Below are 23,550 nucleotides of genomic sequence, written 5' to 3' on the forward strand. Positions count from 1 at the left end.
TGAGCCCGCCGCCGTCCAATACGGTCATCGTCCACGATCCCGAAACTGTCATTTAAGAGCTACGCTTTTCAGATGACCCGAGAGGCAGAATGACTCCCATGCTAGCCAGAGCCGATATAATTGCGTTGGCTCATCAACTTAGCAGCCTTCGTCATGACGGAAGCCGGGTCCTAACAGATCAGCTTGTGTCTGTGCCTTTGGTGTATCAGGACGCAATGGAAGTGCAGAGCCAGTTGTCGAAGCTTGAAGGGGTAAACGCCTCGGCTTGGAAAGTGGCAAAGTCGTCCGATGGTACCCCGGTCGCCGCACCAGTTCATCCCTACTTGGATAATCCGTCAGATCCGATAATCGCTTGGCGAAAAGGCATGAAAATCGAGGTGGAGATTGCGGTGAAGCTTCGCCAGGATCTTCCTGTTCGAACGGATAGGGCCTACGATCGAGACGACGTTGAGGCCGCAATTTCTGAGGCTTATCTTGGCGCAGAGCTGGTTTGGAGCGGCATTTCGGAAGGCGGCAGTATTTCCTTCCTCGCCTTTCTCGCGGATCGCCTTGGGAACATGGGCTATGTCAGAGGGCCGGCGCTTCCGTTGGCAGTCCTTGAGCCTGGTTCGACTTTCCCCCTTCGGCTTCTGCTGAACAACCAGGTCGCCTTTGACGCTGCTGGACAACATCCGACGAAAGACGCGCTTACCTGGCTCTGTGACTACGCCAACAATCCATTCAGGCCTGCCGCGGCACTTAGAGCAGGTTCGATCGTCACGACGGGTAGCTTGTGTGGCGCAATCGAAATTACAGATCCCGGCGACGTGTCGATCAACCTCGGCGAACAGGTTCTACTAAATTTCGCGGTTCGATCTCTTTAGGTGCGGGATTTGGCGCCATCGAACTGACCCATCACGGGCGCTTTTCGGGCGAGCACCACGAGAGTTGCCGAGAGGAGGGCGACTGCAAGTCTTCTACGCTAACGAACCTTTCCGCTCGGGACCGTCGATCGCCCAGATCTCAACTTTAATTTTGCGACGACCGTTCGGCGCTTCTGAAACCAGACCATGACCAACATTACAGACCGCCAAGGCGGCAGGGAGACATCAATGATTATCAATACCTTTTCCTATCTCTGGAAATCCACTGCGATCGAAGCGATGTCTAAACTCATCGGCCACGGCTTCAAGGTATTCGAAGTGCCTGTGAGTTCCCCACACTGCTGGCCGGACGAGATGTCGACAGGCATGCGATCGGAAGCGAGGAAGCAACTGCAGGACCACGGGGCGAGTGTCAGATCACTGAATGCTGGCGGATACGATATCAATCTCGCCAGCCCCGCGGCGAATATGCGGCGCAAGAGCTCGGACCATATCAAAGATGTCATCCATCTTGCGGTCGACTGGGGGGTAACCGACGTTGTTATCTCTCCAGGAACGCGACGCCCGATGATCTCCCCCTCCATCCCACAAACTTTTGGCTGGCTATATGAAAGTCTTGACGTGCTTCTGCCGGTTGCGAAGCAAGCCGGCGTACGGCTGCTCATGGAGAATACCCCATATTGCTTCAGGCCGACGATCGGTGAACTGGTGGGTGTCGTCGAGGAGATCAAAAGCGAAAACCTCAGCATCGTTTATGACGTCGCGAACGCGGCTTATATAAGCGAAGATCCGGTAGCCAGTCTTCTATCGCATCACAAGCATATAGGTCTCGTGCATATCTCGGATACGGGGACGGACGTGTGGGGTCACGACCCCATCGGTACGGGGATCATAGACTTTGAGGGTCTGGGTCGTGCCATTGATTCAGTCTTCAGTATCGACCGTGTGGTTCTCGAGATCATTCGCGAGCAAGAGCCGCTGTTGGAAATTCAAAAAGGCCTGCAGGAGCTCAAAAAAAGGGGCTGGACCATTGGGTGATGAAGCCCCAGTGGAACTCACTCTGCGTATGCATGGACGTACCGCGACGCTCTGTTCGTGAGGATTGGCAGAGATAGTCCAAAGAGACGCGGAGACACGGTGCGCATACATTAGAATAAAGTTGCGATTTGGAATTCAATTCCATATCTTAAACCCGGCGGAAAATTGGAGAAAGCAGCTATGAGGGTTTTAGTGAGCGGGGGAAGTCGTGGGATTGGCGCCGCAGTTTGTATCCGTATCGCCGAAGCCGCCGTATCGAGAGGCGAGCGTGCTCAAATCGCAGTGTGTGGCCTTGCGTCATCTGAGCCCCAAGAGGAAGTTGCACGTTCGGTGCGTGCGCTGGGAGGCGATGCCATTGCGTTGTCAGGCGACTTGAGCAACGTTGATGTAGCTGCAAACCTAGTAGAGGCAGCGGTATCGGAATTCGGCGGTCTTGACGCTCTTGTAGCGAATGCCGGCGTAGCAAGCCCAGGAAGCATCTGTGATTTGTCCGTCGCCGAGTGGGACAAGATGTTCGAAGTTAACCTTCGCGGTGCATGGCTTCTGGCTAAACATTCCTACCCGCATTTAAAACAGAGCCGAGGCGCGGCATGCTTCACATCTTCAATGTCTGGACAAATGCCCCATGCCGGATCAGGTGCATATAGCCCGACGAAAGCGGCTCTGACGATGCTTGCGAAAACGCTCGCCTTGGAATGGGCGCCAGACGGCATTCGTGCAAACATCGTTTCGCCGGGAATGACCCACACGCCGATGACTGAAAAAATGTACGCCGATCCAGCGATCAAGAAGGCAAGAGAGGATTTGATCCCGCTTTCGAGGATCGGCGACCCAAGAGACATTGCGAATGCCATTGAGTTCTTGATCAGTCCACTTGCGGGTTTCATAACCGGTCAGGACCTCTGCGTCGACGGCGGCTTCTCACAGTCAATCTTAAGCCATATACCTGGGCGGCCGAGTTCAAAATAGTCGTAGCCAAAGTAGATCCAGTCGCTCGCCTAACTGGTACGCCAACAATAGAACTAAATTTACTCACTTTAACGACGTTCCCACGATCATAGAGATTGTGATCGTGGGAACGTCGGCGACTCAATTTGATTTTTCTTTGATGTTCTGACCATATTCAGCGCTATTCAAGCCATGAAATACTAGTGTACGACTTCAGAACGCAAAAACGCTGTATCGGTGCCTTTATGCTTTGCAAATTGAGGAAGGAAAACGGGCAACTCGGTCGGTATTTCAGGCGAAGGTTGGACGCGGGCAGAGCGGATTGCGTCTATGCACTAATCTTGTCCAGGCCGCAGTCCGCGGTTGCATACGACGCTCTTCATAGGAATCGAACCAGCGACCCGCGGAGCGGTAAGCACCTGAATTAAATGTGATGGGCCGTACCGACCCCTAAAGGCGCATTGTCGTTCTGGGCTGGAAGCAGGCCATTGTTACGCAACGGCTTGCCGCAATTTTTCCGCAGGATCGGCAGATTGAAAAAAGAACAAAGAGTAGACAGAAATTCATCTGTATAGGATAGGTAGGCGGCAAAGACAGCGAACCCATGCGTGCACGATTCGGGAGCTAGCAGTGACTTTCGTTACCCATCGCGACCCTATCGACACTCCCGTCCTCCGCAAGGAGAGAGGCGCGTTCTTCACGCCTCCGGCGATTACCCGTTTTATTTCCAAATGGGCCATCCGCGCGTCTGAAGATCGCGTGCTCGAGCCCGCGGCTGGCGATGCCGCATTCTTGGTTTCGGCGGTCGAGCGGCTTCGTGAACTGGGTCCACGCAGGCGCTCGTGCCCGATTGTTCATGGCGTGGAGATCCATGCGCACAGCGCAGCCGTTGCCCGCAAGCGGGTCGCTGACGTGGGGGGCGAGGCCGATATCCAATTGTCCGACTTCTTTGCCGTCACGCCTAATCCAGCGTTCGACGCCGTTATCGGAAATCCTCCTTATATTCGATATCAGGATTTCACCGGCGAAGCCCGCACTCGTGCCCGAGAAGCGGCCATCAGGGGCGGCATTTCCTTAACAGGGCTCGCGTCCAGTTGGGCTGCGTTCACCGTGCACTCGGCGTTGTTCCTGAAGAATGGTGGCCGCCTGGCCTTCGTCTTGCCCGCCGAACTGCTCTCGGTGAACTATGCCGCGCCCGTCCGCAAGTTCCTGTTCAGTCGATTCCGCGACGTGCAGCTCGTATTGTTCGATGAGCAAGTGTTCCCGGAGGCGGAAGCGGACGTAGTGCTTCTCCTCGCTGACGGCTACCTGGAGGGGCCGGCGGATTTTGCAACGATCCGGCAAACCAAGAACGCTGCAACGCTCGACACTTTAGGCCCGGGACTGAGCTGGACACCGGTCGACCCTGCGGCCAAATGGACCAGCAGTCTCGTTGCTGCCGACGCGGTGCATCTTTTGCAGGCCCTCACTGGAACCGGCCTATACACGAACCTGGAGACCTGGGGCGACACGACGCTCGGAATGGTAACCGGAAACAACAAATACTTCACGCTTTCCCCCCAGCGCGCAGCAGAGCTCGGACTGCGCCCAGACGAGTTGCTCAGCCTTTCGCCACCAGGAAGCTCGCATTTGCGAGGCCTCTCGCTCTCGAGTGCCCAGCTTAAGAAACTTGGTGAAGAGGGCAGCGCGATCCACCTGTTCTATCCAAATGAACCGCCTTCCAAGGCTGCCGCGGCATATATCGCCGACGGCCACAGGACAGGCGTCGACACCGCCTATAAATGCCGGGTCCGCAAGACCTGGTATCGGGTGCCGCTCGTTTCACCCGCGGACCTCTTGCTGACATGCATGAATGCGGACACCCCCCGGATCACCGAAAATGCCGCCAAGGCCCGTCATCTTAATTCGGTGCATGGGGTTTACCTGAACGAGGCATATACTGCCTTGGGCCGCGAGCTCCTTCCTGTCGCCAGCTTGAACTCAATCACCTTGTTGCATGCCGAAATGGTCGGCCGCGCCTATGGAGGCGGGATACTGAAGATCGAGCCAAAGGAGGCAGACGTTTGGGCCATGCCGTCCCCGACCCTGGTCGCCTCTCGCGCCGATGAGCTTCGCAAGGTCAAGCGAAGCGTTGCAAAGCTGCTGGACAAAGGGCGGCTGCTCGATGCCGTTAATCTGGTTGACGAGGTACTGCTGGTGGACGGCGAGGTTTCCGCGACACAAATGGCAGCCGTCCGGAATGCACGCGCGGAACTGGCGAACCGTCGCAATTTGAGGTCAGCAAGTGGCCGCTAAACCAAGTTCGAAAGCAGAAGCCTGGGAAATATTCGATCATATCGTCGAAGCTGCCGCACCCAGCGGGGAACACAACAATCCATGGGTTCTTGGAACTGACGGCCAGCCGTTCATCAAGCCCGATTACGACACCCTTGCGCTATTGCTCGGTGTTCCGCTGCACCTGAAAGCGGGAACCCAAACAGGAGTTCCTGCCCTCGCTCTCGATGTCTGGCTCAGCTACGAACTTCGCAGGGCCGGTTTCGGCACGGACCAAGTCTGGCCAAGGCCAGCGAACCCACGCGTCCTCCCCGCGCCCGTAGCGGCATTCGTCAAGTCACTTCCCGTGGCCGTTCGAGCCAACGCGGAATCCTATTTGCTATCGAGGACGTCCATCCCCGGGGTCACCTCCTCCTCGGCATCCATTCTGGGGAAAAACTACCTGAAACAGGTGGATGTCATCATCACCGACTGGGTCACCGGCCCCGAATTGCTGATTTCAACGAAGCGCATGGATTCCTCCTATGGGAAGAATGCGCCGAACCGCATCGAGGAGTCCTACGGCGATGCCAAGAACCTTCGCTTACGCCACCCGCTGGCGGCTCTAGGGTTCTTGTTTGGCCTACGGTCTGACATCCTGGAAAAGGAGCCCAAGACGGCCGAGTGGTTGTTCGATCTCTTGGCTAAACTTGGCCGTGAGGACGATGCGTACCACTCCACCTGCCTGGTGTTGATGGAATACTCATCTGATCCAGTACTACCGGCGGCCGACGAGGAAGAACCAACCGACGGCATATTAGAACCAGGCCCGCAGCCGATAACGGATCCGGCAGAGGCTGAGATCGCGCACCTTGCGGAAAGCACGGTCGAGAGCATCGTCAAGGCCCTGCCCAAGGTATCGATCCTCGAAGAGCGAACCCCCGATGAACTCTCGCCCGCCCGTTTTCTGACATCTTTGGTTACGCGCGTTCTCGCGACTACACCCGTCAACATGCATGAGGAGGCTAGGAGGCGCAGGTCTTCAGTGTTGGCAAAGAGATAACGACCCTCCGAAACCTGGCGCGACCAGCAATCGAATGTATAAGACGCTGGTTGATTCATTGTTGAGCGAGCACCTGGAGCACGGAATCTCGCAAACGCTTACAGTCAGCTTCAAAATCACCGCCTTCACCAGCGCTCGTCCAAAGTGTTTTCAGCTCCGTTTCCGAAGCGTCCAATCGTTCCAACGCCACCATGATCCGCTGTCTGAGATTTGGGATTTTTAATATTTTCCCGGCATCGCGCCTAATCGCTAGTTTGTGATCGTCGATGGATGGAGGAGTTGGAAATCCTCCCGCGATTGCCACAACCTCACACATCGCCCAGAAGGTTTGTTCTGTCTCCGCCGGAATAGGTTTCCCTAAATCCGAATACTCAGCAATTTCTGCAAGCGGGGTAGTCACAGCAAGAAATCCCAGCCGGTCGAACAGTGCCATCCAATCACTCGCAGCATCATTTTCGAAAACGTCTTTGCCCCAAGTACCCATAGGATGTCCTGTAACTTCTGCACCAATGGGCGCGGTCTACGAAAAAATAGGAGCGACCGCAATTGATGCAAAGTTCCGCTTCAAAAGCCGCGCTCCCTTGCCGCCCCCTCGCCCTCGTGGTTCAAGGGACTTGCACAATGCGGCCGTTACCCCCGATCTCTGCACGTCGCATCGCTGGATGCCCCGACAATTCAACATTTCCGTTGCCCGAAATCGAACCATCCGCGTCTACCTGGGCGGTCATCTTTGCATTGCCGCTCCCTCGGATTGTCACCGTTGCCGATTTTGCAATCAGGCCTTCGAATTGGGCTTCGCCAGAGCCGGAAATGTTGAGCTTGATGCGTCTGCAATTCCCGTCGCAGAGGAATTCCCGCTGCCTTGATGTTCACCTCAAGCTCTGGCTGGTTGATCTTGGATAGTGTCAGGTCAACATTGTTCAGCAAATCCCATCTGGTGATCGCTGGTCCCGATAGCCTGATGTCGAGCCGGGGAAGCAAACAGCCAGGATTGCAGTCCAAGCCCACTCGGCCGGATGTAAGTCGCAAATGATTGACCAACGCCAAATCGCCGCTGACGATAGCCTCCGTCTTTTCCCCTGGTTGGTAGTGGGTGGCGCCGAACAGGGCGGTTGCCAGCCTGCCGTCCGCAACAAAAGGCAGTTAACCTACTGCTGGGTACCGCTTGCAGGCCCGCAGGTCGATCCTCCGTTCCATAAATATGCTGCGCTGGCCCAGCCAGACCCGGAAAGAACGGTTCCGAGCGCTAGGAAGGCGGACCGGAAAAACCACGCCGAAGACAATTATTTTAACAGCAGCATCGACATGTTTACTTGATGGACAGTAGTTCATGTGAATTATGGTGTGATGAGAGACTTATGCAACCCGAGATTCATCGGCATTATAGTCGTTGCTACCTTGGTGGCGGCCCTCTTGCTGATCGACGATGTAAGCTCGTCATGGCGGTCTGCAATGCTGGTAGCCATACTGGGGCAGGTTGGATGTTCCGCCTGCTCTGCCTACTATTTATTGGCCTAGCGCTGTAGGCGATATGGCAAGATGTGAAGTCGCAAACGCGCGTTGATCGGATCATCGCCCAGCGGAATAAGATCGACAAAGGTGTCCGGCGCGACGAGTGACGGGCTTTTCAACGATTTCCGCCAACAGCCACATCGCTTTAGTGTTTCTTTACGCTATAATGAGGAAGCTACGCGCTTCATTTCTGGCGGGCCGAATAGTCTGTAAAGTTCCTGTCATGTTGGGATCATTGCTGAGCTTCTCACATGACAGCATCAATCTTTTCATTAGGATTGTGCTTGGCATAGACGTTGCAATCTTCATCGCCGTTGGCACGTATTATTTCATCTTGAACGAGCGTCTTGCTTCAAAGGCATCGAAGTTCGGTGAGATTACCTACACGACACCGTTCACAATCCACACAGGGATCGCCTGGGGATCGCCAGAGTGCCCGCAAGCGATCAGAGACGAGTATTTCCATCTCCGCAGGCAAATGTGGAAGCACAGCGCTTTCGTTGCGATCCCAATTTTAATCTACCTCATTTTCCTTCGGCCCTATTATCATTAGCGAGGCAAAGTCGGCCGAACCCGGTCTTCCAACGCTTTCAAACTATTCCGAGTTTTCGATCCTGGGTTACCGGAAATCTCGGGCTTTTAGGGAATGGGCTCGGCATAGTATCGGGCTCTGGATAAATTCCGTTATGCCGAATTCGGCATAAGCGTATTAATATGTCCCGCGACTTCATTCCTTGGCCGGAAGGTTCCCGGGAATCCGGCCTACCGGGGTGCCATAAGCGAATTCACTCCCCTCGCTCGGAAGAGCGGTAAATCTTCAGGCATTCGGAGCACAAAATCTTGTCACCAGACAGCTCTCGAAGTAGCACGTTCCAATGAAAAACGAGCTTATCCACGAAATCTGGCTGATCCCGAACGTGATGGTCAGATGCTTCCTGGCCTTTGTCTTGCTGGCCCCATGGGTGATGGGTTCAGGGCACTCCTTAAGCCAGGAGCGGTAAAGGCCGCCGAACTGACGGGACATAGCCATTTCGACGCCATGACCAAATATCGGAATATTCAAGGCTGGGGCGAATACGTGGCGGAATATCTGCAAGATCACGAGCCCTATCCAGATGAATGGGCAGCAATTCAGCGCACTTTTCTCGATGGCGGAAATTGATCCGCAGTCGGGGGCTGCAGTCTGGCCCTTGTGTTCGCATTCTTTCGAATGGAGGTTGGGTCCTCACCTGGAGCTGATCGATACGAAGGTCGGGGATTCATCCCGATCCCCGATACTATGCCGAGCCCGTTCGCTAAAGCCTGATATTTCCAGTTCCAGGATCGAAAGCTCGGCATAATTCAGAGGTGCTCGAAGACAGGGTTCGGCACGACGCCGACACCTTCGGCGACGACTACGCCTGAAATTCTTTGGAAAGTATGCCCATCATCAGGTCGTCATGCCATACACCGTCTACGAAGGCGGTTTCTCGCTCCCGTCCCTCAATCACGAAGCCACACTTCTGGTAGGCCCTGATTGCTCGCTCATTGAAAGCAAGAACCCTTATGCCAATGCGGTGGAAATTCAGCTCCGTGAAGGCGTGGTGCAAAAGCAGGCGGATCGCCTCGCTTCCATGTCCTTTTCCAAGCTGCATGGGGTCATAGATTGCGATTGCCATTGATGCTCGGCGATCCTGAGCATTAATGCCGTGGAGTTTGATTTCTCCTATCAGCCGTCCCGCAACTTCAATAATCCAAGCGTAAGGGTTGGTCGCGTGGCCGTGAGCCCACGCTTCCGCCGCATCCATTGTCATAGGTTTCGTGTCGGAATGGCTCACGCCGAACATCCTCACAACGTCGGGGTTGTTTCCCAGCGAAAATCGGGCTGCGGCATCATCAGGCGAAGCGGGCCGTAGCCGCAAGCTTGGGCCTTCCATGCAAGTCATCATTACCTCGATTTCGAACCGATCAATGGAGTTAGTCTAAGTGAAACTGGGACTGGCACAATGACCGCTCATGCTTCCCTGCCATAGTGCCGCCACAGAATTCCGCCCAATCATGCCTGTATAACAAGCGGATGGCGAAGAATGAGATTGCTGGTTCTCCTTGCTGCGGCCCTCTTTCTGACAGAGGTGCATGCCCAAGCCCAAGTTTACGCGCCATATGATGGATACGATGAATACGACGGCTACGACTATGATGACCCTTACAGCCCGTATCCCCCTCCTCCCTACTACGAGCCAGAACCTGACTATCGGGAACCTTTGCAAGAACGTCGGAAGCCATCGACGCGAATTGGAAGGGGAACTATCGTCATCGCCACTCGTGAGCACACTCTTATTTACACGACGGCACAGGGCGAGCAGTTCGCCTACCCCATCGCTGTCGGTCGCGAAGGCAAACGATGGTACGGATCAACACGGGTGGTATCAAAACGAGAGCATCCCGAATGGCGACCGACGGCCAGCATGCGGCAGAAGAACCCACGGCTTCCGGCAGTCGTGAAACCCGGTCCCGCAAATCCGCTCGGAACCCGGGCGATCTACCTTGCCGACGGACTGCTTCGTATCCACGGCACCAACGACCCCTCCTCCATCGGCACTAATGCATCGAGCGGCTGCTTTCGGATGTACCGTCAGGACGTCGAGGAGCTTTACGAGATGGTCCAGCCGGGGACCCAGGTGATCGTCCAGCGGTAATCGAATATCGCTTGACCGAACTATCCCATCATTTCCATTTCGCTGCCCACTGGCGGAGTTCAGCCTTCGCCTTTTCAGGCCATGCTTTCACGTCGGGATTCACCTTGATCTTCTGCCCGGACGGCATCCAAGCAAGCTAGACAGTCCTCGAAGCCAGGTCTGCAACGACGACGGCTTCTTGATCCGTGCACATGTGTCGCGAGCAGGATCTGCCGACAAAAAGGTCACCCTTAAATTCGCCCGACCCGACGCCAAGCAGGATGTCGTTGACCAGCGCTTTGTCAGTCCCCGCTAAACGATTGATCTCTGCTGCCACCTCAGCATAGCCCAGCAACCCGCCCGGATGCGTCACCGAGCGCTCTCTCAGTTGGTCCCAGCCCTTGGACGTATCAGCAAATCACTTGTGAAACCCGAGGATGCCGCCCGGCGGGGCGGTGCAGCCGGGGCCGATCGCGCGTTGCATAAGGACGGTATCGACCCACTGGCCCAGTTTGAACCCGACTCCCGTAAACGTCCCGGTATGTTCAAAGCCCAGCTTTCTATGAAGAGCGATAGAGCCGCTGTTCTCACTATGGCCGATCACAGCGATCATTTGCCGCCACGGTCCTTTCTCCGCCTGGTCGATGAGATGGCGAAGAAGCAATTCGCCTATCCCATTGCCGGACCAATCCTTATCGACATATACGGAGTCTTCGATAGTAAAGCGGTAGGCAGGTCGAGGACGGTAAGGAGCTGCGTAACAGTATCCGACGATTTTTCCAGCAGTCTCGGCAACAAGATATGGCGCCTTGCACTCCCTGATGGACGCCAGCCTCCGGCACATCTCGGGGAAATCTGGCGGCGACTCTTCAAACGTCGCTAGGCCGCTGGTAACGAAATGCGCGTAAATCGCTGACACCTCGAACATGTCACTTTCTCCGGCATCGCGCACCGATACTTCTTCAATGGAGTGTAAGTAGGGATTGGTCATGAATGCTATTCTGCCTCCTGGGAAAATTGGAGCTATCCGTTTTGGCGGAGTGCGGAGGATCGTCGGGTTTAAACCCGATATCACGCAAAAGGCGTTCGTCTAGCTGATATAACACGTCGTGCTGGTGCATCTGGAATGTAAAGAGACGCAGAAATAGAGAGCTATCTCCGCCACCAGATTCCGCGCTGCGATAAATGGCCCCAGCATGAAAAATCATCCTGTTGACAACGGCATACTGCAGCGCGAATTATGATAAGGAAACATTTGAGTACTCATGCACAGTATGAGCAAAATTTTGCCTCGGCCCATTAATCTCGACCACCTCGCCTCGTTTATTGATGTGATTACGCTTGGCAGCTTTTCGGCTGCCGCGGAGCGGAAATCGCTAAGTCAGCCCGCGATCAGCCTTCACGTAAGGCAGCTTGAAGATTGGATTGGTGCCCGGCTTATTGAGCGTGTCGGCAAAAGAGTAACGCCCACGCTTGCCGGAAAAGAATTGGTGCGCCAAGCGCCCCACGTTTTGCGCGCCGTCGACGAGGCGGTGCAAGCGGTAAATCATACCCTCGGCGCTGATGCTGGTAGGGTCCGGATCGGAACAGGCGCTACGGCCTGTATTTACTTACTCCCTTCAATCCTCGGAACCTTGAAAATGCGGTTTCCCAAGTGGGAGGTTTCGGTGACGACTGGAAACGCTCCGGATATCGTCAGAGCGATCGAGGAAAACCTACTGGATTTGGCTTTGGTCACTATGCCAGTTGGAGGAAGGGCCCTTTATACCGAGGTAGTTTCGACTGAAACCCTGGTGTTCGTGGCGCCAAAAGGATTTGAGAGCCCGGGTCGTATTACTCCGTCCGACCTTGCCCGCTTCCCGATATTAGCTTTCGAAGAATCCGGAAACACACGGAGGTTGGTGGATGATTGGTCAAAGCGCTCCCCATTTTCACCGATCATGTCACTTGGCTCGGTTGAGGCGATCAAGGAACTCGTCAAGGAAGGGCTTGGCTGCGCGATACTGCCCGGAATGTCGATCAAAAAATCTCGAAGTCAGTTTACGGTGTGTTCCCTAGATCCTCCACTTTCAAGAGAACTTGCAATAGTTATGCGGAATGACCGGCAGGTCACAAGGGGAATGAAGGAGTTGATGGTAGCCTTGCGGAAAATACAGCTCGACTAAGGCGGTTAGGCGATCGATCGCCTAAATCAACGTAAAAGCCCATCGAACAGCGAGGCTGACTTCGGTCCATGGGGCCGCCTCTGCGGCCTACCGAGACTGCTGGTACAGCCTTGCTATTGCCAGAGATGCTCGAGACGCCCGGTTCGTCTGGCGTAGGGAGGTAGCACATCGCCAAACCGCTCGGCGAATATCTGCCTGCCGCAGAGTTCATCTCGAAGATCGTGGCATGGTGTACGAGCCGATCGACCGCTGCGAGCGTCATGGCATCCTTCCCGGTCCGCCTGCTCGGCAATCGTGGCCACAGCGTCTTGATTGTCGGTAGCCGAAGTTCGTTGAGCATGATGCCGAGCCGTGCTTCATCGATGACGTGGGCGTTCTTCATGCGGCTTCTCCCGTCCCGATCAGGGCCTCATAACCGTTTAGCGATGATGGCGGGCTCGGTTTACCTGGCTCTTGATTGTCCCGATCGGAACGCCGCACTGGTCTGCAGCGGCCTCGTAACTGACACCCTGAATAAACACTAGGTCGACAGCAATTCGAAAGTTGTCTGGCAAAGTTGAAATCGCGACCTCCAGCTCGCGCCCGCGCACCTCCCAGATCTGCGATGGTGGCAACGAAACCCAAGCGGCCAAATCGTCGATCTCACCGACATGCTCTCGCTTGGACATTTTGATTTTGGTGCAGAACCTGTTGCGCATGATTGTAAACAGCCAAGAGCGCAGCTGGGTGCCGCGCTGAAAATCACCGGAATGGGCGATCGTTGGCAAGGGTTTCCTGAACGAGATCATCGATATCATTCGCCGAGTTGTGGAAGCGCCTGGCGAAATTTCTGAGGGCAGGCATATTCTCAAGCAGTTCCGCATCCGTAAAACCGGGCCGCGCATCGGTGAGCATCGGGGTTCTCCTCTGATGACTGAACTTCCCCTCGCCTGTTACGTTCCACCTTTGCCGCTGTTTCTTGCTGGCAATTCTCCTGTCCTCCTTCGTTGGGTTCGACGTCGGGAGCACGACGATGAAATAGCTCTGGTTTTTCATAGGCGAGGCGCGACTCTTCTTGTAATTGCGTCAAACAGATAGTCGGCGATCGCTGCTGCTCTTGCTGTTCCCGTTGGCGCTCTGGGTCTTCGACCCTTTGTCGCCAATGCGCCCTCGGCTTCTCTTCGCGTCCGGCCCATCATTGCAACTTCGCTAATTTTGAGAAGAAGCCTGAGGCGAGCCCGACGACGCATCGGTTACGATCCCCGGCTTGTCCACTTCCAGATGTGCATATCGCATCAGGCCGGCCAGCTTCTGCCTGTCGCGGATGCCGCATTCAAACCAAGACACCAGCTCCCTGGCTACATACTTCGCTGCCGGACTGGCAATCTCGCATGATTTTTCATGGCACCATCCCTCCAGGACATCCGTCAACATCGCCAAGTCATCAGGCCGGATCGCAGGTTTCGTGATTCCCGAATGCTGGATCATTGGCATTCCTCCCCTACTGCGCCCGATCCTAAACCTCGGATTTCCGATTTCAATGGGTGGTTCGAAAGCGTACCAACCCCGAAAAGGATGGCGATCGAATGGATAAGGGAACCAACCCAGCGTGCTCCAGTTTCGACAGGAAACCCACTCGCGCGCGGTACCTGAACCATGATACCCACCGCCTAGGCGCGGGCCGCCCGACCGAATTGCCAGGATAGCATGATCACCTTCAAATCTTATTTAGGCGCCCTCATGAATTTGCTCAGCCGGATCGCCGGCAAAACGATCCTAATTGTCGGTGAGGCTGACTTCCTTCCGGCGGACGCGAGAAATGCGCTCGCTGCGCTTAAGGCAGCGGTGATCGGGCCAATCGTTGTCTCCAGCGCGATTCAGCGCTTGACGGAGGAGCAGTTGTTCGACGCCGTAATCATCGACGTTACAATGCCCGACGAGGCCATGCTCTGGATGAACGAATGGCTGGAGGCACGGCGGATCCCTTTCATCTTTGCCCGTAATCGACGGTCGCAAGCGGCGCCTGGCGGCTTTGTGCTGAGCGGACTTTCCTCCGATATGAAACCCATCGTGGCAACACTGTTCGGCCCGGGCCGGCCATATATTCACTGAGCTGTCCGCTTTTGCTGCCGGACCGGGCGCGGGAACCAAAGGGCGTCTTGCGAGTTGCGATGGTGAGCCGGGCTGTGACATGCTGCCCAGTTCGGAGTGCAGGATGGCAGAGATAACCATACAGCCGAGCGAGAACCATCTGCTGGCGCTCTTGCCGCAGAACGAGTACGCGGCTGTCGCTTCCCAACTTGAACCCTGCCAAACCCCTCACGGCTTTATTATCGTTAAAGCGTGTGCGCCGATCGATCATGCGTATTTTCCGTGCTCGGGAGTGGGTTCGGTCATTAACATTTCACCCGAGGGCAATCGTGTCGAAGGCGGCTTGTTCGGCCGGGACGGATTTGCACCGACCGCGGCGGCGATCGGTGCGGGTATCAGCATCACCGAGGTCACTGTTCAGGTGCCGGGTTTCGCCTACCGGCTGCCGCAAGGGAAATTGCTGGATCTGATGAAAACTCAGCCTGTCTTTGCCAGCCTGCTCCACAAGAGTGTGCATGTGCTGGCAGTCCAAGCGGGATTTACCGCCCTCTCCAACGCGGTCCACGAGGTTGATGAGCGGCTGGCGCGCTGGATTTTGATGTGCCACGACAGGATCGACGGCGACAAGCTCGCCCTCACGCACGAGTTCATCTCCGTGATGCTTGCAGTCAGGCGGCCGAGCGTCACCACGGCCTTGCATGTGCTTGAAGGCAATCTTTTCATCCGCTCCGTCCGCGGCTTGGTGATTGTCAGAGATCGCGCCGGCCTGGAGGAGTTCGCAGCCGATGCCTACGGAAAGGCCGAGGAGGAATACGAGCGGCTGATCGGACCTCTGAGGAAATCGAAGCTCTAGATCCGCAACACCGAAACATCCGACCGCGGCCGTTCATCGAACATTTCGATCCAACCGGGGCGATTTATCGCTCGAAGGGTGCGACTTCGCGCGAACCGATGGAAGGCCCCGCCAGAAGCACAATCAGTCGATCGACCGGTTTTCTAGCAATAAGCTCAAAGACTGACGGGCGCGGTTGACGCGGCTTTTCAAGGTGCCTAGCCGGCAACCGCAAATTCTCGCTGCGTCTTCGTAACTGGCTCCGGCTGCGACTAGCGTCAGGGCGCGGCGCATGTCATCGGAAAGCCGCGTCAACGCCCGTTGTACCTCGCGCTCCCTGAGCGCCCACTCCTGGGCCGGCGCTACCGAGAGCTGTTCGACCGCAGCCTCCGTTCCAACCGGCTCCCGTTTCCGTCTACGATAATCGGTGCAGAACGTGTTTCGGAGAATGGTGAACAGCCAGGATTTCAGGGAGGTGCCGGGGTGATAGAGGTGAAGGGAATTCAACGCCTTCACCAAGGTTTCCTGCACCAGATCATCGATGTCGTCATCGCTGCGCAGAAACCTTCGGGCGAAGGCGCGCAACCTTGGTGTGAGCTCGACGATCTCGGCTTCGATCGTCGCGGCTTGGTCGGCAGGGGGCTTTCTAGTTTTGGGCGCATGGTTTTGAGCTGATAAAATTGTCATTTTTTCTTTCCTGAGATGAAGGGAAAGCTCCTGCCATTCTAATCGTTGCCGTACGTTATCGAACGGACAGGCATTTCAGTCCCCAGCCAGCGCTGCAGCCCAGGTGATTCTCGGATAAGCTCGAAGTCGTCGATGGCGTGTGGGACGGCGGCAAGATCCGGCAGCTCGTCGGCGTCCCCTCAGCACTCACGCCGGACAACGCGCCGGAGGAATGTTCGAGATCGCAGAGAAGCTATGCAAGAAGTCTCGCTGACAGAGCCGATGGGCCTCAACATTATCGGCCGCGATGATGCTGGTTTGAGGCGGGCACCCGTCTCTCGATTCTATCCTTGCCATCTTTGTGTGCTTTTCACCCGGCACCACGGAATATCGGCGCGGTCCAGGGATTGCCCGGCGCCGTTCCCGGGCGAAGCACATCAGTTCGTATCCCGCCCACGTGGGAAACACTTCCACGACTTGGGTAACGCGCGCCTGGAAGACCGGCGAGCCGCCACCATGTCGCTTTCCCATGATGCAACTCAACTTCAGTCGGCCTTGACAGCTCGGAACTTGCGCACTCTCGCATGCGATCCGCAGGTTTTGTCAGAGCACCATCGCCTGTGACCGCCGCGAGATCGGTCCAGAAACAGCCAGCCACAATTGGGACCCTGGCAGGCACGCACGGGACGGCGTCGGTCTCGCGACGTCAGCAGTTCGGCAGCAAACGGGGCGACACGATTGCTGATCGCATCCAAGTCTTTGGCGTCCGTACGACGCCACTCGATGTTGCCTGCAACGCGGCGCGGTGATTGCTGTGACTGGGCAATCAGCCGCTGGTTGGGGGTGCCCTGGCTTTTGCCGTGGGCGCGGCTATCGGCGCAGCGTTGCCGCATACCGACGTCGAAGATGAGTTGCTTGGCGAGGTCTCTATTCCACCACGGACGAACTCGGCGCTCGCGCGCTGGACCTTATCGACCAAGGCAAAGAGACGGCGACGGAGTTCTACGAAAAGGCCGCTGAAGTCGCGTCAGACGCCCACGACGCCGTTAAGGACCGTGTCGTCGCTGAGTCGACGCGGTCAAGGCAGGTACGCAGGGTAGTGATCGCCCATCAATTTAAAAGTCGGACTGACAGCGGCGCGAAATCGCCGCCGCCCCGTCTGTGTTGATTAAATCCCCTGAGCAGCGACGTTCCGATGGTCATCAACGCACCAGGGTCGCTCGCTCGCCAAGTTCGTTCCGAATTGTCGTGGCAGCAACCCCTGCCTGCCCCATGGCATGGCTGATCTGGTCAAGACCGGCAACGACGTCTCCAGCGGCGAAAAATCCCGACACCGTGGTTCTTTGATGACCATCAACGCGAACACATCCTTCGTCTGAGAGCCTCGCTCCGATAGGGGATGCCAAGGTCGAACATGTGTCGGATCCGAGAGCCGGATATATGGACGCGAATGGGTAGGTTGCCGTCGGCGTAGTAATGCGGATCGTATCATTGTCCGGCTCGATCCCGCAACGGGACCTGCCACAACTATTATTCCATGTTCGGCCAGCGACAGCGCCTCGGTTTCGGACAAATCATGTACGCTGTTGGACGATACTAGCGTCAGGTCCCTTGTGTAACTTCGCAGGAAAATGGCCTCCCTGAACCCTTTTCCTCCAGTTCCAATAACGCCAACGGACTTGTCGGTGAACTCAAAGCCGTCACAGACGGGACAGTAACGTATGAGGCCGCGAGCCACGGCGTCATGGGTTGCCTGTGGCATAGCGGGCCGGCGGTTGACGACGCCGGTTGCCAAAGAACTGTCCGAGAGCGGATGCTGCCATTCTCAAATTCGCCGCAAACATGTTGTCGACCTTGCGCAGCGTCGTGATCGTCCGGCTTCGAATGGCTGCCCGTACCGCTTGGCCTTCATTCTCGCTAGCAGCTCGATGCCGCTGATGCCGTCCGGGAATCCGGCGTGGTTGTGCGACATAGGGATCATGGAAGCTCAACTGGAGTCATCGTGGAAGACCGTTACCGAAAGATGGAAGCGGGCCAGATAAATCGCCGCGGTGAGGCCAGCCGGACCACCTCCAATGACCACGCAATCATTCACTTCGTCTTCAAATGCGTTCGTCGTCAATGCCATTCTGCATCCTGCTGCTCCAGCCGGGATTTCGCCAGTGTTTGACGACATGGCCAACAATGGTTCCACATCCGCTAAAAACAACCCTCGATGCATCGAAAATCTTCGGCTGGCGCTCGCGTCATCTCCGCACTGAAACTGGTAAGAGCGATCATTACCGACGCGTATAAAAAAGGGCCGGGCAAAGCCCGGCCCCCCGGAATCGTGGCATACGCCACGAACAGGCTAATCAGCGATTGCCGCCACCGGAGTTTTCGCCGCCCTTTTTGCCGGCTTCGGAAGCGCGCTCCGGATCGTTCTTGAAGTTGCCGCCCGATGCTTGACCGCCTTTGCTGGCAATCTCCTTCTGCTTTTCATCATCCATCGATGCGAAGCCGCGCTTGGACGTATCGCCGCCGGACTGGTTTCCACTTTGGTTTGCCATTCTATTTCTCCTTACTCAGGGATCATTCCCTGGTAAGCGAACCTCAAATACCCGATAAGGTTTCCTGTTGGTCTTGCACCGTACGGACCGACTGGACACCTTTCAAGCGGGCCTACTCTACGCCGCAAGCGAGTTATCGAGCAGCGTCCCTCAGGCGATAAGCCTCAACAACTCCAACCGCGATGCGGGTTTTGAGATAAAGGCGACGCCCGTTTCAAGGTCGTCATGAGACAGCGCGATAAGGCCGGAAGTGACAATGACCTTGGTAGACGGCCAGTCCGCCCTGACTTTCTTGACAAGGCCTAGGCCATCCATGGAACCTGGCATATCGATGTCAGTGAGCAGCGTGTCGATGTCGTTCCGTCTGAGGAAGACCAAAGCCTCGTCCGCGTTCGCAGCCTCGAGAACCCGGTGCCCAGCCCGCTCGAGAATATCGACCGTATCGTAGCGAAGTATAGGTTCGTCCTCAACGACCAGAACGTTTGAACCGCTTTGGGCCTTCAACGGTTCGGCCTGCGTGCGATCAATCACTTCCTGCCCATCGCAAGAGGCCTTGGTCTCCTCCAGGAGTCGCCGCTCCAGCACGGCCTGCTGCCAGTGTACTCCATCCCCCCCGAACGGGCGGCCCGCCAGTTCCCACAAGGCATAAGCTCGCGTTGCGATCCATTCGTCAGCGTTACCGGTCATCGTCCCTGGTCCTCTAATCACAGTGCTTCAAGCGAGACTAATTTCCGAACCACATCCGGCTTCACCTGCCTCGCCAACCGCGCCGCACTAAACCTCGAAAGGCTTGAACGGGTTCCTCGCTCTGCGAAACATTTTGAGCGTCGACAGCAACCGAAGTCGGGGGCGGTGGCCTCTGTGCTCCGAATGAAACTCGCCACGTGGATCGAAGGAGGCTGCTCGGGCTGAGGGCTTGCAAAGCGCGTCGGGCGAGCCGCAGCAAGCGCGAAGACGACGGGCCGGGAGCAAACTTGTCGCCTCGCCTCAAGCGCAACACTTCGAGGCGCTAGTCGATGGGCCGCAGCAGCTGTCTTGGCCCTGTCCTCGGCCAGCCAGCGATCCCGCGGCTTGCAGCTTGCGGGTCTCGCGGCGAGAGCGACCTCGAACACGAGGTCAGAACAAGAGTAGTCCGAAATCGTACGCTAAGGTCGAACAGAATGAGAACTTATGCGACCCGCCGCAGCCCGGCTGGCAGACGAAGCGATCGAAATCCGTTCGGTAACTGATGTTCGGTATCCCATGTGTAGATGCCGGTAAGGTTGATATGCTCCCAACTGAGCGGCGAGATGCGCTTCAACAGAGTATCAGGAATATCTCGACCCGCTCGCTTTAGCTGTGTGATTGCACGGTCGAGATAGACTGTATTCCAGTGGACGATCGCACTGAGGACGAGGTTGAGACCAGAGGCGCGGAACGCTTGGCTCTCGAACGACCGGTCGCGGATCTCGCCCCGCTCGTGGAAGAACACCGACCATTGTCGACATGGAACTCGCCATCGGCATCTTTGATCGAGAAAAAGAATGTTGTCATAAGTTGCTCCGCCGACCTACTCTCGTGCGACAACGCCAAACCGGACAAAAGGTTTGCTGGGGCGAGCGATACTCAGACGGGCGACGGGCCGGCACCCGCGGCGCCGACCACATAGGTGCCATCGGTCCCAAGATTTCGGCTGCGACCGCTGAGAGATAATCGTGCTCCCGCCTAATCTGGGGAGCTGCGTTATGTAGATTGGTGCAAGGCTCACCATGTCCCGCTGGAATGCGAATTGGGCCGGGAGGCGCTGCGTTTCGCAGTCGGTCAAGTAATTGCCGGCGAGACATCGTCGGTTGCCCTCACCGAGGCAATGAAAACGCATTTTAATGGGAAGAGTTTCAGACGCTCGGGATGACGATTGGCTGCGAGCTCCGGCCCTCCAACAAGGGTTAAGGTGCGACAGCGCGGCTATTCCAGCTCGTAAACTGCCGCGCTGTCCTGCTCCTCCCTCTGGCCCTTATATGAGGGGTGGCGCAGCTTCCCGTCATGCGTCCATGCTCGATATTCGATCTCGGCAACAAGCTTGGGATCGATGAAGACGGCATTCCGCTTTCTCCCGGTATCGACAACGGGCTTGCCGATGATCAGCTTGTCCATCTGCTTGCGGAGCTCGGTGGCTGAACGTTCGTTAAAACCGGTCCCTACTCCCCCGACATAGACGAGCTCATCTCCCTTGCGCGCGGCAAGGAGAAGGCGTCCGATGCCACCGAAGGATGCCGTCGACTTCTCATAGCCAACGATCACGAATCCATTGCTCCGGATGCATTTGATCTTCAGCCAGTCGCCGAGGCGGCCGGATCGATAGGGTGCATCCCGGCGCTTGGCGATAATGCCCTCAAGACCATGCTGGCACGCACTGGCAAGCAACTGTTCGCCGTCGGCTTCGATCTCCTCGGAGAGCCGGATATCACCCTGCTCGCCGGCCGGCACCAGATCCTCAAGGAGATGCCGGCGCATGCTGAGCTCGGAATCTCTGAGATCATGCCCGTCGAAATAGAGCAGATCGAAAGCCATGAAGATGGCGTCGCTTGAGCTCTCCTTGCCGCCGCAGCCGCCGAGCGATTGTTGCAGCAGGCCGAAGTCCGACCGGCCCTGCTTATCAAGAACCACGGCCTCGCCGTCAAGGATTGCCGTGCCAACAGGAAGCCACAAGGCCGCTTGTTTGATCGCCGGGAAACGATCCGTCCAGTCGTGGCCACCGCGCGTCAGAATGCGGATGCCTGTCGACTCGACATGAACCGCCAGGCGGTAGCCATCCCATTTGATTTCATAAACCCAGTCGTCACCCCTCGGCGGCTTTGCCTTCAGCAGCGCAAGGCACGGCTCGATGCGTGGTGGCATGGGATCGAGAGGAAGGTTTGGCTGCGCGGGGTCGCGCTGTCGGCGCGGCCGGCTGCGGAGTGGCGCGTCTGCTTCACGAAGCAGCGGCTTCGAAGACTTGCGGGGCGGCGTTGTCATGCCGGCAGTTCATCAGCAATGCCTTAAAAAGCAATTGATCAAGATTGGTTATTGACTTGGATCCACGCACGCTCACACTAGTTTCCATGCGCACTAACTCGCCCCGCAATCTCGCGGGGCCTTTTTTGTGGACGAAAGCGTACCGGAACCATCGTCGCTCATCGGCTGTTATCTAATGCCGATAGCGCAGAGGGCTGGACGCCTGCCTTGCACTCTGCACCATCCTCAACAAGGCGGCTGCGGAGGTTCTGTTTTTTGCAGATGCTGGACGAAGACGAATTCACCGTCCTTTTCACAAAGCGGATTTGGGAGCTCTCGTCCGAAAAAGGCTGGCCGTTTGGCAAGGAACCCTCTGAATATGCGCGGACCGTTGCGCGGGCTTACTGGCTATCGCTCCATGCAGAAGGCTGGAGCCCTCAAGAGTGTGCTGACGAGGACGCCTCCTATTGGTCTGAAGCCCCTCACTGTCCATCATAGGGTGCCGATCTAATCGACTGACGTCTCGACGATTTCCGAATGCAGTCAGCAACAAAGCTTAAAAGCAACTCACCCAGATTGATTATTAGGCCGGCTCGGGCGATGTTCCCCAACATGTCTCCCCGATACAAACCCCTCTACAAATGGCGCGGCACGAAGATTGACGAGACCGACCGGCCGACGGATCTCGACTGGCTGGGCTATGACGGTGCGGTTATCATCGGGAGGATTCGATTTGAGAGCGGCGGCCCGAAGGGTGGCGAATGGCAATGGAGCGGCCTTGGCCCGCAGGTAAGGCAGCGGGTGGTGCCACATCAAGGATTCGAAGCCGAACCCCGCGAGGCTATGCGAAAGGTCGAGGAATATTACCACAGACTGATGCGGCACAACGGACGGCGAGGAAGCAAGGATGATCGCTGAACTCATTGTCTGCGCCACGACGGCCATCGACGGCGATACCGTCAAATGCGACGGGCAGAACATGCGACTGCTGGGGGAAGGTGTTCCATTCGTCTCGGGCAATTGATACGCCGGAGATTGGATCGCACGCGAAATGCCTCAAGGAACGGAAGCTCGCGCTGATCGCCAAAGGCAGACTGAAAGAGCTGCTGGCCGAGCGCGGCCTGAAAGTCGTGTTCAGCGGCGCGGTGGACAAGACACCCACGCCTCGCCAGGACGTCGAGCCCGAAGCGGCGGAACGACTGGTGCGACTGAACGCCCGCAGTGCCTTCTTTTTTCTCATTATCGTCCATCGTACTATCCTCCAAGGCGTGATCGCTCGCAGCATCATCAAGCTCTTGATGGAGCGCCCTTGTCGCGATGGAGCACGAATGGATAACATGACCATCGGCCGTTAGTTCCAGCGTCGCTTGCACAGACTTTTCCTCGAAAAGACAATGAATGGCGAAATTTCGTGGACGCTGGTGATAATCCTCACTCGCGGAAAAACTTGAAAATCAAGTTTTACCGAGCGTCTGCTCGGCGAGCCGGCGCGAAATTGTCACCCCGGTCGGCCCCTTCGGCTTGGCCGCCTTGAAAAGATTCGAACCACCGACCCGTTGAGACTCACCATCGAGAACAAAGCCTAGCGCGTTGGCAAAGTGTCCGGCCATTCCTGCGCGCCATGGAGGACGCGAAGAATACGAACCGCTGTTTCGGTAATTGCATACGCCGCGACGTACGGCATGCCGTTAATTGCCAGTTCGCGGGTGCCAGCAATTCTGCCAACACGACCGCTCGCGGGAAAATCTACCAACCGACGGACGGCAGCAACGATCCGTTCGTCGACCAGTATGGCGGCTGACGGATTTTCTGCTTCTATGTATGTGAAAATGGCGTCGCGATCCGATAACGCGAACGCAGACCAGATAAGCTTCACGATTTGCGCGCACCCGCGTTAAGGCGGGCTGCCGCTCGACGTTCAGCGAAATGCGCCTCGACTTCATCATCTGAGACGTCCGGTC

General features: G+C 56.6%; 27 protein-coding genes and 4 pseudogenes. 14 read left to right on the plus strand and 17 right to left on the minus strand.

Annotated features, from left to right (window positions below):
• The first annotated feature begins 215 nt into the window (after positions 1-215).
• The 5 genes from FHT69_RS32470 to FHT69_RS32490 all read left to right on the plus strand — a co-directional run bounded on the left by FHT69_RS32470 (position 216) and on the right by FHT69_RS32490 (position 6,165).
• On the plus strand, positions 216-863 hold the full coding sequence (locus FHT69_RS32470) for a 2-keto-4-pentenoate hydratase (protein WP_183906530.1): 648 nt from the start codon (positions 216-218) through the stop codon (positions 861-863).
• Positions 864-1,091: 228 nt separating this feature from the next.
• Positions 1,092-1,901 carry a sugar phosphate isomerase/epimerase family protein gene (locus FHT69_RS32475; protein ID WP_183906531.1) on the plus strand — a complete coding sequence of 270 codons (810 nt, stop codon included), beginning with the start codon at positions 1,092-1,094 and terminating at the stop codon, positions 1,899-1,901.
• A gap of 180 nt (positions 1,902-2,081) precedes the next feature.
• Positions 2,082-2,870 (plus strand): SDR family NAD(P)-dependent oxidoreductase, encoded by a 789-nt coding sequence (locus tag FHT69_RS32480; protein ID WP_183906532.1) that lies wholly within the window; start codon positions 2,082-2,084, stop codon positions 2,868-2,870.
• A gap of 609 nt (positions 2,871-3,479) precedes the next feature.
• A complete protein-coding gene (locus tag FHT69_RS32485) occupies positions 3,480-5,144 on the plus strand; it encodes an N-6 DNA methylase (protein ID WP_183906533.1) in 1,665 nt (554 codons plus the stop codon).
• Positions 5,134-6,165 (plus strand): hypothetical protein, encoded by a 1,032-nt coding sequence (locus tag FHT69_RS32490; protein WP_183906534.1) that lies wholly within the window; start codon positions 5,134-5,136, stop codon positions 6,163-6,165. Before FHT69_RS32485 ends, FHT69_RS32490 begins: the two co-directional genes overlap by 11 nt.
• 55 nt (positions 6,166-6,220) lie before the next feature.
• Here FHT69_RS32490 and FHT69_RS32495 read toward each other — a convergent pair whose 3' ends face one another.
• Positions 6,221-6,649: a DUF4259 domain-containing protein gene (locus FHT69_RS32495; protein WP_183906535.1), complete on the minus strand. Its 429-nt coding sequence runs from the start codon at positions 6,647-6,649 to the stop codon at positions 6,221-6,223.
• 121 nt (positions 6,650-6,770) lie between these two features.
• Positions 6,771-6,995 (minus strand): annotated as a pseudogene (locus tag FHT69_RS34470) (GIN domain-containing protein); the annotation flags it as partial.
• Positions 6,996-7,194: 199 nt separating this feature from the next.
• Between FHT69_RS34470 and FHT69_RS34475 the strand changes: the two are divergent.
• Both FHT69_RS34475 and FHT69_RS32505 read left to right on the plus strand, forming a co-directional pair.
• On the plus strand, positions 7,195-7,482 hold the full coding sequence (locus FHT69_RS34475) for a hypothetical protein (RefSeq protein ID WP_246780786.1): 288 nt from the start codon (positions 7,195-7,197) through the stop codon (positions 7,480-7,482).
• Between the two features lie 1,123 nt (positions 7,483-8,605).
• Positions 8,606-8,839: a hypothetical protein gene (locus FHT69_RS32505; protein ID WP_246780787.1), complete on the plus strand. Its 234-nt coding sequence runs from the start codon at positions 8,606-8,608 to the stop codon at positions 8,837-8,839.
• A 232-nt stretch (positions 8,840-9,071) separates the two neighbouring features.
• On the opposite strand, the gene FHT69_RS32510 is transcribed toward FHT69_RS32505, so the two are convergent.
• Positions 9,072-9,605, minus strand: a complete 534-nt coding sequence (locus FHT69_RS32510) for a GNAT family protein (protein WP_312865657.1) — start codon at positions 9,603-9,605, stop codon at positions 9,072-9,074.
• 138 nt (positions 9,606-9,743) lie between these two features.
• On the opposite strand from FHT69_RS32510, the gene FHT69_RS32515 reads away from it, so the two are divergent.
• A complete protein-coding gene (locus FHT69_RS32515; protein WP_183906537.1) occupies positions 9,744-10,355 on the plus strand; it encodes a L,D-transpeptidase in 612 nt (203 codons plus the stop codon).
• A 397-nt stretch (positions 10,356-10,752) separates the two neighbouring features.
• Here FHT69_RS32515 and FHT69_RS32520 read toward each other — a convergent pair whose 3' ends face one another.
• Positions 10,753-11,325 (minus strand): GNAT family N-acetyltransferase, encoded by a 573-nt coding sequence (locus FHT69_RS32520; RefSeq protein WP_183906538.1) that lies wholly within the window; start codon positions 11,323-11,325, stop codon positions 10,753-10,755.
• Positions 11,326-11,599: 274 nt separating this feature from the next.
• Between FHT69_RS32520 and FHT69_RS32525 the strand changes: the two genes are divergently transcribed.
• Entirely contained in the window at positions 11,600-12,499 is a 900-nt protein-coding gene (locus tag FHT69_RS32525) for a LysR family transcriptional regulator (RefSeq protein ID WP_246780788.1), read from the plus strand.
• Positions 12,500-12,918: 419 nt separating this feature from the next.
• Here FHT69_RS32525 and FHT69_RS32530 read toward each other — a convergent pair whose 3' ends face one another.
• From FHT69_RS32530 to FHT69_RS32535, 3 genes are all read right to left on the minus strand, one after another.
• On the minus strand, positions 12,919-13,266 hold the full coding sequence (locus FHT69_RS32530) for a sigma factor-like helix-turn-helix DNA-binding protein (RefSeq protein WP_312865659.1): 348 nt from the start codon (positions 13,264-13,266) through the stop codon (positions 12,919-12,921).
• Positions 13,241-13,534, minus strand: a complete 294-nt coding sequence (locus FHT69_RS34740) for a hypothetical protein (protein WP_312865660.1) — start codon at positions 13,532-13,534, stop codon at positions 13,241-13,243. The genes FHT69_RS32530 and FHT69_RS34740 overlap by 26 nt, the downstream gene beginning before the upstream one ends.
• 153 nt (positions 13,535-13,687) lie before the next feature.
• Positions 13,688-13,966 carry a hypothetical protein gene (locus FHT69_RS32535; protein ID WP_246780789.1) on the minus strand — a complete coding sequence of 93 codons (279 nt, stop codon included), beginning with the start codon at positions 13,964-13,966 and terminating at the stop codon, positions 13,688-13,690.
• 219 nt (positions 13,967-14,185) lie between these two features.
• Between FHT69_RS32535 and FHT69_RS32540 the strand changes: the two genes are divergently transcribed.
• Positions 14,186-14,590, plus strand: a complete 405-nt coding sequence (locus FHT69_RS32540) for a hypothetical protein (protein WP_246780790.1) — start codon at positions 14,186-14,188, stop codon at positions 14,588-14,590.
• 103 nt (positions 14,591-14,693) lie between these two features.
• Complete coding sequence (locus FHT69_RS32545; protein WP_183906539.1) at positions 14,694-15,422, plus strand: Crp/Fnr family transcriptional regulator; 729 nt, start codon at positions 14,694-14,696, stop codon at positions 15,420-15,422.
• 123 nt (positions 15,423-15,545) lie between these two features.
• Here the strand turns inward: FHT69_RS32545 and FHT69_RS32550 are convergent, their stop codons facing one another.
• Together FHT69_RS32550 and FHT69_RS34620 are read right to left on the minus strand one after the other, a co-directional pair.
• Complete coding sequence (locus tag FHT69_RS32550; protein ID WP_183906540.1) at positions 15,546-16,088, minus strand: sigma-70 family RNA polymerase sigma factor; 543 nt, start codon at positions 16,086-16,088, stop codon at positions 15,546-15,548.
• Positions 16,089-16,612: 524 nt separating this feature from the next.
• The gene (locus FHT69_RS34620) at positions 16,613-16,960 is read right to left on the minus strand and encodes a CGNR zinc finger domain-containing protein (RefSeq protein WP_281414294.1); all 348 of its coding nucleotides are present in this window, start codon (positions 16,958-16,960) and stop codon (positions 16,613-16,615) included.
• Here FHT69_RS34620 and FHT69_RS34480 point away from each other — a divergent pair.
• Positions 16,892-17,235, plus strand: a pseudogene (locus FHT69_RS34480) (hypothetical protein); the annotation flags it as partial. The gene FHT69_RS34620 and the pseudogene FHT69_RS34480 sit on opposite strands and share 69 nt — an antisense overlap.
• A 34-nt stretch (positions 17,236-17,269) precedes the next feature.
• Here FHT69_RS34480 and FHT69_RS34845 read toward each other — a convergent pair.
• The 6 genes and pseudogenes from FHT69_RS34845 to ligD all read right to left on the minus strand — a co-directional run bounded on the left by FHT69_RS34845 (position 17,270) and on the right by ligD (position 21,610).
• Positions 17,270-17,572 carry an FAD-dependent oxidoreductase gene (locus tag FHT69_RS34845; protein ID WP_409527540.1) on the minus strand — a complete coding sequence of 101 codons (303 nt, stop codon included), beginning with the start codon at positions 17,570-17,572 and terminating at the stop codon, positions 17,270-17,272.
• Positions 17,573-18,054: 482 nt separating this feature from the next.
• Positions 18,055-18,195, minus strand: a complete 141-nt coding sequence (locus tag FHT69_RS34485; RefSeq protein WP_246780791.1) for an FAD-dependent oxidoreductase — start codon at positions 18,193-18,195, stop codon at positions 18,055-18,057.
• Positions 18,196-18,421: 226 nt separating this feature from the next.
• Positions 18,422-18,616: a general stress protein gene (locus FHT69_RS32565; RefSeq protein ID WP_183906541.1), complete on the minus strand. Its 195-nt coding sequence runs from the start codon at positions 18,614-18,616 to the stop codon at positions 18,422-18,424.
• Positions 18,617-18,766: 150 nt separating this feature from the next.
• The gene (locus tag FHT69_RS32570) at positions 18,767-19,303 is read right to left on the minus strand and encodes a response regulator (protein ID WP_183906542.1); all 537 of its coding nucleotides are present in this window, start codon (positions 19,301-19,303) and stop codon (positions 18,767-18,769) included.
• Between the two features lie 481 nt (positions 19,304-19,784).
• A pseudogene (locus tag FHT69_RS32575) lies at positions 19,785-20,090 on the minus strand (Tn3 family transposase); the annotation flags it as partial.
• 470 nt (positions 20,091-20,560) lie between these two features.
• A complete protein-coding gene (ligD, locus tag FHT69_RS32580; RefSeq protein ID WP_183906543.1) occupies positions 20,561-21,610 on the minus strand; it encodes a non-homologous end-joining DNA ligase in 1,050 nt (349 codons plus the stop codon).
• A gap of 579 nt (positions 21,611-22,189) precedes the next feature.
• Between ligD and FHT69_RS32585 the strand changes: the two genes are divergently transcribed.
• Both FHT69_RS32585 and FHT69_RS34850 read left to right on the plus strand, forming a co-directional pair.
• Entirely contained in the window at positions 22,190-22,507 is a 318-nt protein-coding gene (locus tag FHT69_RS32585; protein ID WP_246780792.1) for a hypothetical protein, read from the plus strand.
• An 80-nt stretch (positions 22,508-22,587) separates the two neighbouring features.
• Positions 22,588-22,944: a hypothetical protein gene (locus FHT69_RS34850; RefSeq protein WP_409527538.1), complete on the plus strand. Its 357-nt coding sequence runs from the start codon at positions 22,588-22,590 to the stop codon at positions 22,942-22,944.
• A 227-nt stretch (positions 22,945-23,171) separates the two neighbouring features.
• Here FHT69_RS34850 and FHT69_RS32595 read toward each other — a convergent pair whose 3' ends face one another.
• Both FHT69_RS32595 and FHT69_RS34490 read right to left on the minus strand, forming a co-directional pair.
• Positions 23,172-23,465 (minus strand): type II toxin-antitoxin system RelE/ParE family toxin, encoded by a 294-nt coding sequence (locus FHT69_RS32595; protein WP_183906544.1) that lies wholly within the window; start codon positions 23,463-23,465, stop codon positions 23,172-23,174.
• Positions 23,462-23,550 (minus strand): annotated as a pseudogene (locus FHT69_RS34490) (type II toxin-antitoxin system RelB/DinJ family antitoxin); the annotation flags it as partial. The pseudogene FHT69_RS34490 and the gene FHT69_RS32595, both read right to left, overlap by 4 nt.

The sequence above is a fragment of the Rhizobium sp. BK008 genome (assembly GCF_014197345.1).
In the GTDB taxonomy this organism is placed as follows: Bacteria; Pseudomonadota; Alphaproteobacteria; order Rhizobiales; family Rhizobiaceae; genus Rhizobium; species Rhizobium anhuiense.

Coding starts and splice junctions, on each gene's coding strand:
- FHT69_RS32470 (WP_183906530.1), top strand. CDS start 216: ATGGAAGTGCAGAGCCAGTTGTCGAAGCTTGAAGGGGTAAACGCCTCG.
- FHT69_RS32475 (WP_183906531.1), top strand. CDS start 1,092: ATGATTATCAATACCTTTTCCTATCTCTGGAAATCCACTGCGATCGAA.
- FHT69_RS32480 (WP_183906532.1), top strand. CDS start 2,082: ATGAGGGTTTTAGTGAGCGGGGGAAGTCGTGGGATTGGCGCCGCAGTT.
- FHT69_RS32495 (WP_183906535.1), bottom strand. CDS start 6,649: ATGGGTACTTGGGGCAAAGACGTTTTCGAAAATGATGCTGCGAGTGAT.
- FHT69_RS34475 (WP_246780786.1), top strand. CDS start 7,195: ATGATTGACCAACGCCAAATCGCCGCTGACGATAGCCTCCGTCTTTTC.
- FHT69_RS32505 (WP_246780787.1), top strand. CDS start 8,606: ATGCTTCCTGGCCTTTGTCTTGCTGGCCCCATGGGTGATGGGTTCAGG.
- FHT69_RS32510 (WP_312865657.1), bottom strand. CDS start 9,605: ATGATGACTTGCATGGAAGGCCCAAGCTTGCGGCTACGGCCCGCTTCG.
- FHT69_RS32515 (WP_183906537.1), top strand. CDS start 9,744: ATGAGATTGCTGGTTCTCCTTGCTGCGGCCCTCTTTCTGACAGAGGTG.
- FHT69_RS32520 (WP_183906538.1), bottom strand. CDS start 11,325: ATGACCAATCCCTACTTACACTCCATTGAAGAAGTATCGGTGCGCGAT.
- FHT69_RS32525 (WP_246780788.1), top strand. CDS start 11,600: ATGCACAGTATGAGCAAAATTTTGCCTCGGCCCATTAATCTCGACCAC.
- FHT69_RS34740 (WP_312865660.1), bottom strand. CDS start 13,534: ATGAAAAACCAGAGCTATTTCATCGTCGTGCTCCCGACGTCGAACCCA.
- FHT69_RS32535 (WP_246780789.1), bottom strand. CDS start 13,966: ATGATCCAGCATTCGGGAATCACGAAACCTGCGATCCGGCCTGATGAC.
- FHT69_RS32540 (WP_246780790.1), top strand. CDS start 14,186: ATGATCACCTTCAAATCTTATTTAGGCGCCCTCATGAATTTGCTCAGC.
- FHT69_RS32545 (WP_183906539.1), top strand. CDS start 14,694: ATGGCAGAGATAACCATACAGCCGAGCGAGAACCATCTGCTGGCGCTC.
- FHT69_RS32550 (WP_183906540.1), bottom strand. CDS start 16,088: ATGACAATTTTATCAGCTCAAAACCATGCGCCCAAAACTAGAAAGCCC.
- FHT69_RS34620 (WP_281414294.1), bottom strand. CDS start 16,960: ATGCGGCAACGCTGCGCCGATAGCCGCGCCCACGGCAAAAGCCAGGGC.
- FHT69_RS34485 (WP_246780791.1), bottom strand. CDS start 18,195: ATGGCATTGACGACGAACGCATTTGAAGACGAAGTGAATGATTGCGTG.
- FHT69_RS32565 (WP_183906541.1), bottom strand. CDS start 18,616: ATGGCAAACCAAAGTGGAAACCAGTCCGGCGGCGATACGTCCAAGCGC.
- FHT69_RS32570 (WP_183906542.1), bottom strand. CDS start 19,303: ATGACCGGTAACGCTGACGAATGGATCGCAACGCGAGCTTATGCCTTG.
- ligD (WP_183906543.1), bottom strand. CDS start 21,610: ATGACAACGCCGCCCCGCAAGTCTTCGAAGCCGCTGCTTCGTGAAGCA.
- FHT69_RS32585 (WP_246780792.1), top strand. CDS start 22,190: ATGTTCCCCAACATGTCTCCCCGATACAAACCCCTCTACAAATGGCGC.